Origin of the sequence: Methylobacterium aquaticum (assembly GCF_016804325.1) — a bacterium.
Lineage (GTDB): Bacteria > Pseudomonadota > Alphaproteobacteria > Rhizobiales > Beijerinckiaceae > Methylobacterium > Methylobacterium aquaticum_C.
On sequence record NZ_CP043627.1, the window covers coordinates 6,486,947 to 6,502,131 of the forward strand.

General features: G+C 71.2%; 12 protein-coding genes. 6 read left to right on the forward strand and 6 right to left on the reverse strand.

What is annotated here, in order from left to right:
- Positions 1 to 11 precede the first annotated feature (11 nt).
- The 3 genes from F1D61_RS29925 to F1D61_RS29935 all read right to left on the reverse strand — a co-directional run bounded on the left by F1D61_RS29925 (position 12) and on the right by F1D61_RS29935 (position 8,075).
- On the reverse strand, positions 12 to 2,417 hold the full coding sequence (locus tag F1D61_RS29925) for a hybrid sensor histidine kinase/response regulator (protein WP_060847150.1): 2,406 nt from the start codon (positions 2,415 to 2,417) through the stop codon (positions 12 to 14).
- A 335-nt stretch (positions 2,418 to 2,752) separates the two neighbouring features.
- Complete coding sequence (locus tag F1D61_RS29930) at positions 2,753 to 4,930, reverse strand: ATP-binding protein (RefSeq protein ID WP_082742503.1); 2,178 nt, start codon at positions 4,928 to 4,930, stop codon at positions 2,753 to 2,755.
- A complete protein-coding gene (locus F1D61_RS29935; protein ID WP_428833410.1) occupies positions 4,923 to 8,075 on the reverse strand; it encodes a PAS domain S-box protein in 3,153 nt (1,050 codons plus the stop codon). The genes F1D61_RS29930 and F1D61_RS29935 overlap by 8 nt, the downstream gene beginning before the upstream one ends.
- A 504-nt stretch (positions 8,076 to 8,579) precedes the next feature.
- Here F1D61_RS29935 and F1D61_RS29940 point away from each other — a divergent pair.
- Together F1D61_RS29940 and F1D61_RS29945 are read left to right on the forward strand one after the other, a co-directional pair.
- Positions 8,580 to 8,825, forward strand: coding sequence for a hypothetical protein (locus tag F1D61_RS29940; RefSeq protein ID WP_060847152.1), 246 nt, complete (start codon positions 8,580 to 8,582; stop codon positions 8,823 to 8,825).
- 631 nt (positions 8,826 to 9,456) lie between these two features.
- On the forward strand, positions 9,457 to 9,645 hold the full coding sequence (locus F1D61_RS29945; RefSeq protein WP_060847153.1) for a hypothetical protein: 189 nt from the start codon (positions 9,457 to 9,459) through the stop codon (positions 9,643 to 9,645).
- 109 nt (positions 9,646 to 9,754) lie between these two features.
- Here F1D61_RS29945 and F1D61_RS29950 read toward each other — a convergent pair whose 3' ends face one another.
- On the reverse strand, positions 9,755 to 10,267 hold the full coding sequence (locus F1D61_RS29950) for a hypothetical protein (protein ID WP_145984640.1): 513 nt from the start codon (positions 10,265 to 10,267) through the stop codon (positions 9,755 to 9,757).
- Between the two features lie 40 nt (positions 10,268 to 10,307).
- Positions 10,308 to 12,476, reverse strand: coding sequence for a hypothetical protein (locus tag F1D61_RS29955; RefSeq protein WP_060847155.1), 2,169 nt, complete (start codon positions 12,474 to 12,476; stop codon positions 10,308 to 10,310).
- Positions 12,477 to 13,262: 786 nt separating this feature from the next.
- On the opposite strand from F1D61_RS29955, the gene F1D61_RS29960 reads away from it, so the two are divergent.
- From F1D61_RS29960 to F1D61_RS29975, 4 genes are read left to right on the forward strand one after another with little or no spacing between them, the layout of a single operon-like run.
- Positions 13,263 to 13,460, forward strand: coding sequence for a hypothetical protein (locus tag F1D61_RS29960; protein WP_060847156.1), 198 nt, complete (start codon positions 13,263 to 13,265; stop codon positions 13,458 to 13,460).
- Positions 13,457 to 13,672 carry a DUF7220 family protein gene (locus tag F1D61_RS29965; RefSeq protein WP_060847157.1) on the forward strand — a complete coding sequence of 72 codons (216 nt, stop codon included), beginning with the start codon at positions 13,457 to 13,459 and terminating at the stop codon, positions 13,670 to 13,672. Before F1D61_RS29960 ends, F1D61_RS29965 begins: the two co-directional genes overlap by 4 nt.
- Positions 13,672 to 13,863 (forward strand): hypothetical protein, encoded by a 192-nt coding sequence (locus F1D61_RS29970; RefSeq protein ID WP_060847158.1) that lies wholly within the window; start codon positions 13,672 to 13,674, stop codon positions 13,861 to 13,863. The genes F1D61_RS29965 and F1D61_RS29970 overlap by 1 nt, the downstream gene beginning before the upstream one ends.
- A 17-nt stretch (positions 13,864 to 13,880) precedes the next feature.
- The gene (locus F1D61_RS29975; RefSeq protein ID WP_060847159.1) at positions 13,881 to 14,132 is read left to right on the forward strand and encodes a dATP/dGTP diphosphohydrolase domain-containing protein; all 252 of its coding nucleotides are present in this window, start codon (positions 13,881 to 13,883) and stop codon (positions 14,130 to 14,132) included.
- 341 nt (positions 14,133 to 14,473) lie between these two features.
- On the opposite strand, the gene F1D61_RS29980 is transcribed toward F1D61_RS29975, so the two are convergent.
- The gene (locus F1D61_RS29980) at positions 14,474 to 14,914 is read right to left on the reverse strand and encodes a hypothetical protein (RefSeq protein WP_060847160.1); all 441 of its coding nucleotides are present in this window, start codon (positions 14,912 to 14,914) and stop codon (positions 14,474 to 14,476) included.
- Positions 14,915 to 15,185 lie beyond the last annotated feature (271 nt).

The following is a 15,185-nucleotide window of genomic DNA, read 5'->3' on the forward strand; positions in this document are numbered from 1 at the left end:
GCGGCGGTTTGTCAGGACCTCCTCACCCGCGCATCCTGGACGGCGCGGCGCAGAACGCGGGACAGGTCGGCCACGGAGTATGGCTTGCGCAGCAGGGCGAAGCCATGGGTACCCTCCGCCGCGAGCACGTCGCTGTAGCCGGAGGTCAGAACCACCGGCAGGTCGGGCCGGCGCCGGCGGATCTCGCCGGCAAGCTCCACGCCGTTCATGCCCGGCATCATCACGTCGGAAAAGACCACCTCGAAGCGGAACGGAATGCGCTCGATCTCGGCCAGCGCCTTCTGCGCGTCCGTCGCCCAGACCGTCGAGTAGCCGAGCTCGCTCAGGGCTTGCTGGGCGAAGGCGCCGACATCAAGGTTGTCCTCCACGACGAGGACGCAGGTGCCATGCCCGTCGGCGAGCGCCTCCGGCTCCGCGACCGGGCCGGCGGCCCCGACCGCGATAACGCGCGGGAGGTAGAGGGTGAAGGTCGTGCCCTTGCCGACCTCGCTCTCGACGATGATCTCGCCGCCAGACTGCTTGGCGAAGCCGAACACTTGGCTCAGGCCTAGCCCCGTGCCCTGGCCGACGACCTTCGTGGTGAAGAACGGCTCGAAGATGCGCTCCAGGTTGTCCGGTGCGATGCCGGCACCGGTGTCGCTGACCGACACCGCGACGTAGTCACCGCGCTGCGGCGGGTGCGCCCGGACGGCGGGGATGCGACCGGCGCGGCGGAGCCCGATGCGCAGGTGGCCCTCGCCATCCATCGCGTCCCGGGCGTTGACGACCAGGTTCACCAGCGCCGCGTCGAACTGGCTCGGGTCGGCGTTGACGTTGAGGTCCCGCCGCTCCCCGTCGGGCAGGTCGAGCTCGACCCGGATGCGGGCCCCCGTGAGGGTGCCGACCATGTCGGCCAGCGCCGCGACGGCACGGTCCGCCGCGAAGGCCTCCGGCCGCAGCGCCTGGCGCCGGGCGAAGGCGAGGAGCTGGCCGGTGAGCTTGGCGGCCCGGTCGACTGTGTCGGAGATGGCGCCGACGTAGCGGAGCCGGCGTTCCGCAGCGAGGTCGGGGCGCTTCAGCAGGTCGGTCGAGGACTTGATGACCGTGAGCAGGTTGTTGAAGTCATGCGCCACGCCCCCGGTCAACTGGCCGACGGCTTCCAGCTTCTGCGATTGGCGTAGTTGCTCCTCAAGCGTCCGGCGCTCGGTGATGTCTCGGCCTGCCGCGTAGAAGTGGTCTCCCCGCGAGATGGCGTTCCAGGAGATCCAGCGGTAGTCACCCTCTCGGGTCCGAAAACGCACGTCGATGTCGTCGAGGGCTCCGCCCCCCACGACGCGCTCGAAAGCCCGGGTAGCGACCACGAGGTCGTCGGGATGGACAAAGGCGTCGAAGCGAGCACCCACGACGTCGGCAACGTCCCATCCGAGCGTCCCGGTCCAGGCGGCGTTCGCCTTGCGGTAGCGACCGTCGAGCCCGCAGATCACGAAGAGGTCGCGGCTGGCCCGCCATAACATGTCGCGCTCGTCGGTGCGCTCCTGGGCGGTCGCCTCCAGGTGGTCTTCGAGGCGGCGCCGGTCGGTGATGTCGTTGAACAGGATGGCGACCCGGTGCTGCTCGGGCTGCCCCACCCGAAGGGCGTGAACGTCGTACCAGCGCCCCATCGTGCTGGACCCGCTCTCGAACCGCACCGGCTGGCCGGTGCGGGCAACCTCCCCGTGGGTGTCGAACCAGGAGCGTTCGAGGTTCGGCACGAGTTCGCTCGCCCAACGTCCGGCAGCGTCGCGCAGGCCCGTTTGCGCCGCGAAAGCGGGGTTCACCTCGACGAAGCGGTAATCGACCGCCCGGTCCTCGGCGTCGAAGCGCATCTCGATGATGCAGAAGCCGCTGTCGACGGCGTCGAACAGTGCTCGGTACCGGGCCTCGCTCTCAGCCAGCACACCCTCGGTGGTGCGGAAGCGAGTGATGTCGAGCTGGCTCGCAAAAAAGTACCGGAGGTGCCCGTCCGGGTCGAAGACTGGACTGACGTAGAGCTCATTGCGGAAGGGCGTGCCATCGCGGTGGTAATTCAGGATCTCCACCACCACGTCGCGCCGGGCCGCAACGGCGTCACGGACCTTGGCGACATCGGCAGGGTCGGTACCGGGGCCCTGCAGGAACCGACAGTTGCGCCCGATGACCTCGGCGACATCGTAGCCGCATAGGTTCTGGAAGGCCCGGTTGGCGAAGACGATGGGGTTGTCGGGCAGGTTGGGGTCGGTGATGATCTGCGGCATGCGGGTCTTTTCCGCCGCCGTGAACAGGAGGTCGGCCGAGGCCGCCGAGGTCCGCTGCCCGCTTTCCGGCCGGCGCAGGCCGTCGCCCAGTTGGGCCTCAAGCCTGGCGACGCGGTCTTCGAGCTCGCGCTCGCGCCGCCGCAGCCTCTCAATCTCTCCGTCCATTGCCCCCCCTGGGCGTGAGTAGCTTCCGCACCGACGCGGGGCAACGGTCCGGGTCGATAACGCAGCGACGGCGCGCCGGTGGCATGGCGTCGGTTGCGACGTTCGATGATGTCGTGCGTTGATGCCAGCCCTGACCTTAGGGCGCCAAAGGGAGGGACGACATGCAATCGGACACGCCGCGGCCAGGAGACGATCCTTTGCCGCCCATCGGCGACCCGCCGCCGGACCCGGCACCGCCCGAGGGCGACCCACCCGGCGAGCCTCCGGCGCCCCAGCCCCCTGGCCCGATCAACCGGGGCTGAAGGAGCCTTCGGCCGGCAGGACGTCCACGACGTCTATGCACCTGGCGGGGCCGGGCGAACCTTCGGCTTGCGTGCCACGGCCGCACGCAGCACCTTCCCTACCTGCTCGGCCGAGTAGGGCTTGCGAACGAACTCGAAGCCGCGGGCCTCCTCTCCGGCGAGCACATGGCTGTAGCCGGAGGTCAGCACCACCGGCATCTCCGGGTGGAGGTCCCGCAGGCGCTTGGCCAACTCGATCCCGCCCATGCCCGGCATCACCACGTCCGAAAAGACCGCGTCGAAGCGAAAGGGCACCGCCTCGATCTCGGCAAGCGCCGCCTCCGCCGTCGGCGACAGCACCGTGCCGTAACCGAGATCGTGCAGGATCTGCGTGCAGAACCGGCCGATCTCGACGTTGTCCTCGACAACCAGGATGCACTGGTCGCCTTTCGCCGGCGCCGGCCCCTCGGGCTCGGGCACCGCATTCTCCGAGCGCGTTTCCGCCTCCGCCTGGGGCAGGTACAGGGTGAAGGTGCTGCCGCGACCGACGACGCTTGAGACGTCGACGTCGCCGCCCGATTGCTTGGCGAAGCCGATGACCTGGCTCAAGCCCAATCCGGTGCCCTTGCCGACCTCCTTGGTGGTGAAGAACGGCTCGAAGATCCGGTCGAGCCGCTCCTTCGCGATCCCCGATCCGGTGTCCGTGACCGCCACCGTCACGAAACGGTCGGGCGAGCCGGCATGGCCGCGGATCGTCGGCTTCGGCCGGTTGCAGCCCAGGGCGATGGTCAGCGTGCCCTCGCCCGCCATGGCATCGCGCGCGTTGACTGCGAGGTTCACCAGCGCCGTCTCGAACTGGGTCGCGTCGGCCCGCACGTAGCACGGGCTCTCGGGCATCTCCTGCACGATGCGGATGCGCGCGCCCGTGAGGGAATCGAGCATGCTCGCCACGCTCGCGAGGCGTTCGCCGGCGTCGAACACCTCGGGCCGGAGCGCCTGGCGCCGGGCGAAGGCGAGAAGCTGCGCCGTCAGCTTCGCCGCCCGATCCACCGTGTCGGAGACCGCGTCCATGTAGCGGGTGCGCCGTTCCACCGGCAGGTTCGGCCGGCGCAGGAAGTCGACCGAGGAGCGGATGATTGTCAGCAGGTTGTTGAAATCATGCGCCACGCCCCCGGTGAGTTGGCCGATGGCCTCCATCTTCTGGGCCTGGACGAGCGCGTCCTGCGCCTCCGCGAGCTCGCGGGTGCGCTCGGCGACCCGCTGCTCCAGGACGTCGTTCATCCCCTGCAGGGTGTCGCGGAGCTGCCGGTCGGCCACGGTGCGCCGCTCGACGTTGCGGGCCAGCCGGGTTGTCAGGCCGGCCAGCCAGAGCGCCAGGATGATGACGAGGAGGGCAGTCCCGGTCTCGGCTTCCAGCAGGCCGGCGCGGACGGCGTGGATTTGCACCAAGCCGAGGAGCAGGGGCGCGAGCACCGTCGCCGGCAGCAGGTGCCGGATCATGGCCCCGGCCTCGCCGCCGCCGAGGGCGGTCGTGACCCAAGGCCTGTTGGGGCGGCTGAGGAGCGCGCCGAGCGACAGGGTGCCAAGGGTCAGCGCGGTGACCAGCGCCATGCGGGAGAACGGGCCGCCGTGATGGAGGGCGCCGAGGCCGTAGGCGTAGCCGAGGCCGCCCACCGCCGCGACGACGAATGCGAGGAGGGCCGAGACGGTGCCGAGGCGGCGGAGAAGACGGCTCCGGGCATCCTGGAGGAGCAGGCCGAACGCGACACCGAGGATACCGACGGCCGTCGCCAGGGCCATGCCGCTGCCGGGCTCCAGCGGCGCGAACACCAGCCTTTGCGCCCAATCGTCGAGGCGGAAGCGTCCCGGCAGGGTGTATTGCAGGACCCCGCCCGACGCGGCGACCGCAGCGGCGGCGGCAAGGCCCCGGCCGGCACGGCGGCTCGCCTTCGCACCCTCCCGCCGGGCGGATAGCAGCAGCCCCGTACCGAGCAGGAGGGTGGCGAGCGCCGTCAGGACGACCATCGGCGGCTGGCCGGGTACGAGCCGCCGCATCGCCGGCACGTCGAACCACCATCCCGCCAGCACGATCAGGGACAGGACCGTGCCGAGGATGCCGCACGCCCGCGCGATCCGTCGCGCCCGCGCGGCAGCCTTCGACGGTCGGGAGGCTCCCGCCTCGGGCAGCCCGGGTCCTCGTGTGCCGCCCGTCGGTTCCGCAGCATCAGCCATTGGCGATCATCTCGCGGATGCGCACGCCGAGGGTCTCGACTACGAAGGGCTTGGTCAGCACCGCCATGCCGGGATCCAGGTGGCCGTTGCCGACGACCGCGTTCTCCGCGTAGCCGGTGATGAACAGCACCTTCAGCCTGGGACGCCGTTCGCGGCCCGCATCGGCCATCTGCCGCCCGTTCATGCCGCCGGGCAGGCCCACGTCGGTGACGAGCAGGTCGATGCGCACGTCCGACTGCAGCACCTTCAGCCCCGAGGCACTGTCGGCCGCCTCGATGGCGATGTAGCCAAGATCCTCCAGCACCTCCGTCACCAGCATCCGCACGGTCGGCTCGTCGTCGACCACCAGAACCGTCTCGCCCTGCTCGGCGCGCCGGACCTCGCCCAGTCCGGCCAGCGGGTCGTCCCCGTCGACCGCGCCGTGGTGGCGCGGCAGGTAGATGCAGACGGTCGTGCCCTCGCCGACCTCGGAGTAGATGCGCACCTGCCCGCCCGACTGCTTGGCGAAGCCGTAGATCATGGAGAGGCCGAGGCCGGTGCCTTGCCCGAGCGGCTTGGTGGTGAAGAATGGCTCGAACGCCTTGGCGATGACCTCCGGGCCCATGCCGGTGCCGGTATCGGTGACGCAGAGCGACAGGTACTGCCCCGGCGGGATGTCGAGCTTCGGGGCCGCGTGCGCGTCGAGCCACTTGTTGGCGGTCTCGACCGTGATGCGGCCGCCTTCCGGCATGGCGTCGCGGGCGTTGATGCACAGGTTCAGGAGCGCGTTCTCAAGCTGGTGCGGATCGACCAGGGCCGGCCACAGGCCGGAGGCACCGACCACCTCGACCGCGATGGCGGGGCCGACCGTACGGCGGATGAGCTCCTCCATGCCGCTCACGAGCGCGTTCACGTTGGTGGGCTTCGGATCGAGCGTCTGCCGGCGCGAGAAGGCGAGGAGGCGGTGGGTGAGCGCCGCGGCGCGCTTCGAGGCCCCCTGCGCCGCGGTCATGTAGCGGTCGAGGTCGGTCAGCCGCCCCTGGCTCAACCGGGTCTGCATCAGTTCCAGCGAGCCCGAGATGCCGGCGAGCAGGTTGTTGAAATCGTGTGCGAGGCCCCCGGTCAACTGCCCGACGGCCTCCATCTTCTGAGCCTGCCGCAACTGCTCTTCGAGGCGGGCGCGCTCCTCGGCGGTCTCCCTCTCGGCGGTGACGTCGCGCCCGACGCCCGTCAGACGCTCGCCGCCCGGTTCCGGCGCCAGCTTCCAGGCGACCCAGCGCCAAGTGCCGTCGGCAGCCTCGACCCGGTTCTCGAACCGCACCGGCTTTCCCGACGCCCGCATGTCGAGGAGCGCCTGCATCACGACCGGGAAGTCGTCGGGGTGCACGATCTCGCCGTAGGGCCGGGTCAGCAGGGTTTCCTCGTCGCGACCGAGGAGGACGGTCCAGGACGGGCTCACCCGCAGGAGCCGACCCTCATAGTCGGCGTTGACGAGGAGGTCCTCGCTGAGGTCCCATAGGCGGTCGCGCTCGGCGACGAGCCCTGCCTCCGCGTCGCGCTGGGCGGTAACGTCCTGGACGAAGACGTAGAAGCCGTCGACGGCGCCGCTCGCGTCCCGGCGCGGCTCGTAGCGGACATCGGCGATGCGCCGCCGGCCGTCCAGCCATGGCCAGGGTAGGTCCATGCGGACCGGCGTCCCGGCGAGCGCCCGCTCGATATACGGCAGGCGCGTCCGCAAGTCCGCCCCGTCGACGAGGTCGGGAATGGTCCGACCGACCACCTCCTCAGGGGAACGGTCAAACCAGTCGCGGTAGGCGGCATTCGCGAAGCGGTAGGTCAAGGAGCTGTCGACGAAGGAGACCAGCAGGGGCAGCGCGTCGGCGACGAGGCGCAATTGAGCCTCGCTCGCGCGCCGGGCCTCTTCGGCGTGGATGCGGGCGGTCTCGTCGCGGGCGACCTTCAGGAAGCCGCGCGGACGCCCTTGCGCGTCCGGTGGCAGCGGGTGGACCGAGCCGCTCAGGAAGACGCGCCGGCCATCCTTCGCCAGGTGCCAGCGCCCGTCGGCGGCGCAGCCGTCGCGCGCCGCGGTCGCGATCTCGCGCAGGTCGGCGCCCCGCTCGCGGTCCTCGGGCGTGAAGATGAGGGCAAGGTGCTGCCCGACCGCCTCTTCCGGGAACCAGCCGAGGACCGCCTGCGCGCCAGCCGACCAGCGCGTGATGACCCCGCCGGTGTCGGTGGTGAGGATGACGTGGTCCCTGGCGCTCTCGACGACGAGGCGCAGTTCCTCCTCGCTCTCGCGCAGGGCCGCCTCGGCGAGTTTGCGGTCGTGGACGTCCTCGACCACGCCATACCAGCGGATGATCGCGCCGGCCTCGTCGCGGCGGGGGTAGGCGCGGGTCCGCTGCCAGCGGTACTCGCCCGTGGCGGCGATGCGGATGCGGTAATCGACGTCCACGGGCTCGCCCGACGCCAAGCGAACCGCGAACACGGCCGCGGTCGGCTCCAGGTCGTCGGGGTGGAGTGCCTTGGCCCAACCGGCGCCGTCCGGCTCCCCCGGCGCCTGGCCGGTGAGGTCGAGCCAGCGATGCGAGTACGAGGTGATGTTGCCTTCCGGGTCGCAGGTCCAGGGCACCTGCGGGTTGAGCTCGACCGTCTGGCGGAAGTGCTCCTCGCTCTCGCGCAGAGCCTTGTCGCCCAGCACCCGCGCGGTGGTCTCGTTGGTGAAGACGAAGAGGCCGGCGACGCGGCCCTCGCCGTCGAGCACGCGCGAGTAGGAGAACGAGAACCACGTGTCGGCAGGGCCGCGGTCCGTGCCGAGCTTCCACGGCAGGTCGTCGAAGCGGCGGCTGCGCCCTGCGAAGGCGTCGTCGATGATGGGCTTGGCCTGTTCCCAGGCGTCGGCCCAGACCACGTCGAAGCGCTCGCCCGTCGCCCAGGCGAGGCGGGGACCGAGCAGCGGCGCGTAGGCGTCGTTGAAGAAGAAGTGAAGGCCAGGCCCCCACGCGAGGATCATCGATTCCGGTGAGTTCAGCACCAGGCTCAGCGCCGTGCGAAGCTCGGTCGGCCATGTCCCGGGGGAGCCGAGGGGGTGGCCGGACCAGTCGCGCTCGCGGATCATGCGCGCGGCCGCGCCGCCGCCGGCGAGGAATGCCAGGTCGTCGCCCACGACGTCAGGCCTCCCCGGCCAGGGGCGCAGCCGCATCTGCGGCCGCGGCGGCTTTCCCGAGGCGCACGAGAGGAGCCATCCGCCGAGGGGTAGGCATGGGCTGGGGATCGAAGAAGGTGAGGACGCGGGTGCGGGAAAGCATGCGGGCGGGTGACTGACGGGACCGGATCGGACAACGCCTCCTCCAGCCGCAAGGCTGCGTGCGTGCCCGCTGAGCCTGGCTCGACCGGGAACGGGCTTGCGGGAGGATGCAGGCGCGGGTTCGACCCGTTAGCGCTCGATTTCGGCCGAACGATGGGCGTTAGCGGGCCCTCGGGCAGCCGGGTTGCCCGCATCACCTCGCCGACGGAGGACACGGAGGCTTCTCAGGCGTCCCACGACCGGTCGCGCGGCGCCCTCGGCGCGGGAAGGCCGGGCCGGAGCCTGGGCGCACCATGACGACCTGCCGCGGGATACCTCGCGGGGGCATGGGGGTTGTCGACGACACCGTCGTACGGAGCCTCCATGTTGAACCCTTTCCTCCCCGCTCTCCTGCTCGCCTTCGAGGCGCAGAAGGTCATCGAGTTGCGGCTGGTACGGATCGCCTGGGGCGGGGCCGAGGCCCAGGCCGAGATGGTCTCGATGGTCGGCGAGAAGGTCGTGGCCGCGATGGAGGCCGCCAACACGCTGATGACGGGCGGCAGCCACGGCGCGGTCGTCGCGCGCTACCGTGAACTGGTCGCCGACAACACGCGGCGTCTCTCGGCCTGAGCCGAGCGCGCCGGGGCCGTCCGGGCCTTCTGCCCTCAGCCCGCCCGGCGGGCGTAGCGGCCCTCATCGTAGGGTCCGAAGTAGCGTCCAAACGAAACCCGGATATCCTGAGCGTGCCCGGCGTCAGGGGCTCCTTGTGCAGGGCGGCGCCGCGGAGCGTCACGGCCATGAGCTCCGGCAGGATCTCGGTCGGCGTCAGGGGCCCGCGTTTGGCCAGGATCTCGGCTACCGGAACCTCAGCAGGTCGTGGTAAATTAGCGACCCGTCGTGTGATGGATGGGCCCCTCCGGGACGCATGGCTGCAGGCGGAACTCCCGGCACCAACAGGCGCAACACGACCGCCACCGGCGTACCATGGAGGCTCGGGACGCCGACCGGGACCTCGCGGGGCGCGACGGACCCATCTGCGCCTTCGCCCGTCCCCACCTGCCGGTACGACTTCGAGGCACCGGCACCGGCGTTCCGCCGGTAGCTCGCCTCAGGCCGCATCGTCCTCCGGCCTGCGCCGGCGGTAGCAGCTGGAGCGAAGCGGACCCAGGACCCGTACCGCTGGACGCGCGAGCGGATCGGCACCGTCCATACCGTCCAGGGCCGCGAGGCCGACAGCGTAATCCTCGTCCTCGGGGCCCCGATGCCGGCCCAGCGGGGTGCCCGCGGCTGGGCGGGAGGCGCGCCCAACATCCTCAACGTCACCGCGACCCGAGCCCAGGAGAACCTCTACGTGGTCGGGTCCCGCTCGGCCTGGGCCGATGCTGGCGTGTTCGCCCGCCTGGCGAGGAGCTGGCCCGCATCGTCGGAGTTGCGCGAGCCGACCCAATGAGACCGCGGTGGAAAGCTGTCCAAACGCCTATGCCTGCTCCAACAGGACGGAAGTGGCCCTTAATCTCGGTGACACCCTCCCCCGCCTCCGCGCGACGCAGGCGGTGTCCCTACGCATCGTAGAGGGGCGGGACGAACTCGCTGAGGCGCTCAAGGACATGGGCGCGGGCCACGTCGTAGGCCGCCTGTCCCGCCCCCTTGCCGCCGCACCGGATCAAACCCGCCACGTTCAGGACGTCGCTGACGGAGACCGTGGGCCGGCCGATGGCGAGGGGACCGCCGCCCGGGGACCGGCGGATCGCGCCCATCCTGACGAGGGCCCTGATGACGTCCTCGTCGACCGTGTCGGCCGAGGCGAGCCGGTCGAAGTGGGCACGGAGCCGGTCGCTCTCGGCCCTGGCGGCGTAGAGCTCGGAGCGCACGGTGGCGGTTTCGTTCTCGACGGCCTTGCGCTCGGCTCGCAGCGCTGCGTTCTCGGCCCGCAACGCATCGAGCTCGGCGATGCGGGCGACCTCGGCCTCGCGCTGGCGCTCGCGCCATTCCCGGGCGCGGTCGGCGGCGGCGATACGCCGGCGGGCGGCGGCGGTGGTCTCGCGGTCAGTCGAGGGACGGGGCTCGGTCATGAGGCCAGGATGCCGGGCCGGCCAGAAAGCCACCAGGGCGTCAGGCGGCTCGGGCCGCCATCTGTCCGAGCTCCCACTGGAACCGCTCGTCGGCCTGGCGGAGGCGGCGGGGCAGGCTGCGCACGCCATCGACCGACCCAGCGTAGGCGGCGATGGACCCGACGACGCCGGCGGCGTGGCGAAGCGCGACGGCGCCGTGGTCGCGCAGGGCGACGCCGGCGTTGACCACCGACAGGCGCAGGACGCCCTGGAGTTCCTCGTCGAGGCGGGCGACCATCGCGAGCGCCGGCGCCTTCCACCACCGCAGGACGCGCCGTAATCCCTCGGCCACGTCGTCAACGGTCGCGGGGCTGGCGAACTCGTCGAGGTCTTCCTCGCGCGTGTCCTCGACGTCGAGGCCCATGTAGACCGACCGAAGCGCCTTCAGCGCGGGCCGCACTTCGTTGACGCTCCAGTGGGCCTTGATCTCGTCGATCATGTCCAGGCTGAGGACCGCGTCCTTGACCAGCGTCGGGAAGAACTCTGGCGCCGGGACGGGCGCGGGCGCCGGGGCTGCGGCAGGCTTGGGGGCGCGGGGCATGACGACGACCGGGTGCGAGTGGCGGCGGCCGGGGCGGACGGCATAGGCGTCAAGCAACACCGCCGCCTCCCATGCCTCCGGGCACGGCGCCTTCGATAAGGCGGCGCCGATGCGCCGGACCCGGTCCTTGGCGCCGGTCGCGTCCCGGCGGAGGCGGTCGGCGATGGTGCCCTTCGCCACGTAAGCGGCCCATGCCTGGTCGAGCCCGGCGTCCCGAGCGCGTTCGACGACGGTCCGGACGAGAGCCACGCCGGCCAAGGCCTGGGGCGAGAGGCGCCCGTAGACGTAGCTCTGCGCCGCCTGCTCGACCGCGCCGGCCAGGACAAGGCTGTCGCCCTGCACCGGCTCGCCGGCCCCGTCCCAGACCGCCGAGAACGCTTCCGCCGCCCCGTCCTGCCCGGCGGCGGCGAGCGTCACCCACACGTCGTCATGCCCGGCTTGGGACGCGGCGACGCGGCACACCGCCTTGGCGATCTCGCCTTCCTCGGTGCCCCACAGCCCCTGCCGGGCCGCGACGAGGCCGCGGGACAGAACCGTGACGCGACGGCGCCCGCGCTTGGGGGTGACGGCGCCGTCGACGATGGACTGGAGCTTCTCCCCCTTGGGGAGCTTCCGGCCGCGCCCGACGACGACGTGGCTACCGACGATGGCGACGTGCAGCGCGATGTCGGCGGCCGCGATGGCTTCCGCGGCGACACGCAGCCGGCGGACATGCTGGCGATGGCCCGCCGCCGTCCGGGCCGGGGCCCAGAGTTTCCCGGCGAGGGCGACCGTCTCGACGACCGAGATGCGGTTCTGCGGGAGCTCGGCTTCGAGGGCGCCGACGAGGTTGCGGGCCGTCGGGGGAAGGCGGTCGATGGCGGCGGCGCGCCGGGGCTGGCCCTGGAGGCGCTCGACGGCGCCGCGGACGACGGCCCGCGTCACGCCGGGCATCCCCTTCGTCGTCCGACCGTCCGTCAGGACGACGTGCTCCGTCTCCAGCCGGGCCAGGATGACGTCGATGCTGAGGCGGCGGGGCTCGCGCCCCTCATCTTCCGCCACCGACTGCTCGTAGTCCAGCACCGACCCGACCTGGAAGTCCGCCTCCTGCATCCCGGACCGGGTCCGGTTCGGGCGGACGATGGCGGGGCGGCCCGGCTTCATCCTCCCCGAGTACTCGGTCACGGCGTCGACGACGGCGATCCGCTCCTCGTCGGTGCACGCCTGCCCGGGAACGGCGACGAAGGCTGCGGCCTCGCGCTCGACATACGACCGGAGCCGAACGCGGTCGACATTGAGGTTCCGATGGTCCTTCCGGCCCTTCGTTGCCTGAGCCTGCCGCTGCAGGTCCGCCTTCGCCCACGCCTTGCCCTTCGGGCTCATGGCGTCGAACAAGCGCTTCCGCGCGGCGCTCTGGACACGCACCGGCATGGCGACGCAGAACCGCGTGATGGACTGGCAAGTGCCCTCGATGATGGCGTCGGTGAGTTCCCCGACGCCGCCGCCGGCCACGTGCCGCTTCACGGCCTCGCCGAGGAACGTCGTCATGGCCTCCTCCGTGACAGGGGCGCCGGTCTTACGGTGGACGCGGCCCACGAAGGCGTAGGCCTGGCGGCGGAGCGTATCGAAGATCTCGACCGACGCTGACACGGAGAGGACGTAGCTCCGGGGACCTATTCCCCACGACTACTATACGGGCGCATCCGCATACCGCAACGCTCAATCGCGCATTTCGTCTACGGAAACGCACGATTTCCGGACCTCGGGGTTGTCACGCCCGGTTGCCGGAAGCCCCCGCAGCGGGCCTAGACCGCACCCGGGGATGAGGCCCCGACCCGCGGGTCACCCGACCGACCCTACCTTTCCCCGACTTCTATACCCCTCCATCCGCATGACCGCTCCCGTTCCCCACGGGAGAACCCCGGTTCGAGTTGTCACGCCCGGGTCCCGGTAGGCCATGCGCCGCCCCCCGGGATGGGAACCCGACCCGCGGGTCACCCGACCGACCGTGCCTTTCCCCCGACTTCTATACCAGCCCATCCGCATGAGCCGTCCCATCCCTCTCGGGAAACCCCCGGTTCAGGTTGTCACGCCCCCGGGGATGAGGGCCCGATCCCGGAGCTACCCTTGACCCAAGGCCGAGGGGATGGCCCCGGGAAAGGACGAAACCCTCGGTCCATCCCAGGCTGCGCCTTTTCGCGAAGCATTCCTTGCCGCGACCGCCGGTTGCGACTGGAAGGCCCTTCACGAATCCGGGGCGCGGTCCTTCAATCCGCGAATGGAATCGGCGCCCGCCCAATGCGTTAGCTTGCCCCCGCCTCTCAAGGGCAGCGGGTCCCGCCACAAGCGGGCGAACCTCGCCTTGGCGGAGCGCGTCGGCGCCGAGTGCCTTAGCGACATGGAGGCCGACCGCGATCTCAACGCTCGGAGGGCGGCGTGACCATCCATCTCGGCCTCTGGGCCTTCCCCATCCTCGCGACGCTCGCGCTTCTGGGCTGGGCGTTCCTGATGCCGATGCCGCGGCCCCAGGGCGGCGCCTACGACTTCGGCGGCCTGCTGACCGCGGGCTTCAGGGCGGCCGTCGTCCTTGTCGGTACGCTCGTCGCCTGGCTGGTGTGGGCGCTGGTGCGATGAGCCAGTCCCGCCGCATGTCGCTGGCCGAGACGCTCGCCAACACCGGCTCCGGGATGCTGCTGTCCTGGCTGATCGGCCTCGTCGTCTACCCGCTGTTCGGGTTCGCCGTCCACCCCGGCCAGGCCCTCGCCCTGACTGCGATCTTCACCGTCGTCTCGGTCGCCCGCGGCTACGCCTGGCGCCGGGCGTTCGAGCGCCTCGGGAGGTCCTGATGGCCATCGTCGAACCCGATTACCGCCTGCCGGCCGCCTCGACGGAGACGTGGGCGCCGGTGCCGGCTGAGAACCCGAAGACGGGCGCCGGCCGGCTCAAGCCAGAGCCGCACCTCATCTCGCCGGTGGCGCTGCTCTGGCTGAACGCCGCGCTGGAGAACGGCGCGATCAAGTACGGGCCGTTCAACTGAGGGACGCGCCGATCCCGGTGAACACGTACCTGTCCGCCATGAAGCGGCACATCGACGAGTTCGCCATCGGCGTCGACCGGGCCTGGGATAGCGGCGTCCCGCACCTCGCCCACGTCGCGGCCGGGTGCATCATCCTCCTCGACGCCATGCACGCCGGCATCGTCATCGACGACCGCTACGCCGTCCCGGGCTTCGAGGACGTGCTGCGCGAGGTCGCCGCCCTCAAGGCCGGGTGGGTCGCCGACAAGGCCGTGCGCGACGCCGCATGACGAACCCCCAACGGCGGACGCCATTTCAACAACGCCTTCACCCCACCCCTGTTGGTGAAATGGTTGGGGGTGGCTTCGTCAGCGCGCCGCGGCCCGGGTCACGAAAAAGCTGACCGAAGGGTCGATTTCCCCATTGTGCCGTGCTCCCCGCACACGCGGGATGCTACCGTGATGCTCGGAGATGCTCACGGTGACACGCGGGGAGCCCGCCGCGGCCCATCCGGCCACCGCCATCCCCAGGCGCACAGCGCCAGCGTCGTCGCGCACGTCCGATCCATCGCCAGGTCCTCCGTCCCCGGCATGATCGCGGTTCCCGGGCAAGGCGCCATGGCGCGGGGGCCTCAGTCGCCCGTGGATAGCTGGCCGACGCCTGAGGCGCACCGCGCGTCGGTGAACTGGGACGGCAGGTCGAGCTCGGCGCCCCGCAGGGTCAGGATGAAGTTCTCCCTGACGCCCTCAACGACGTACGTGCCGCCGAGGCCAGGGCCGCGGCCGCGCTCGCTCGTGCCCTTGCCGACGTGCCGCGACAGGATGCGGCCGGTGCGGGTCTCGTGCGTGCCGCACGTCACGGTGACGGTCCACGACGAGCCCGCCGGCGTGGCCTCGACGGTGGCGTAGCGCGTGACGCCGCGGCCCCCGGGGGCCTGCACGCCGTAGTGCCAGATGTCCCCGCGCTGGGGGAACGTGGGCTCATCGGCGTGGCTGGTAGCGACGTAGCTCGCAGTCAACAGGGGGACGACGATGAGGCGGGTGACCGGGTGGTCGAGAATAGCGCTGATCACGACAGGTGCTCTAGGAACGGGGTCGGGGATGCCACCTAGGCCGAGCGGTCCGGCTCGAACCAGGAGATGTGCACACTGATGACGGGCACTCCGTCGGCGAGGAGGCGCCCGTCGCCATCTGGGATCGAAGTGAAGCCGGCGAGCGCCGGGCGGTCTGGGCGCGTCGGTGGGAAACTCCCGCGCGAGGGCACAGACCTCGTGGAGCCGGCGGACCTTGACGCGGGCTAGGGCGACCGGCCGGACGACGAGGATGACGTTGCACAGGACCACG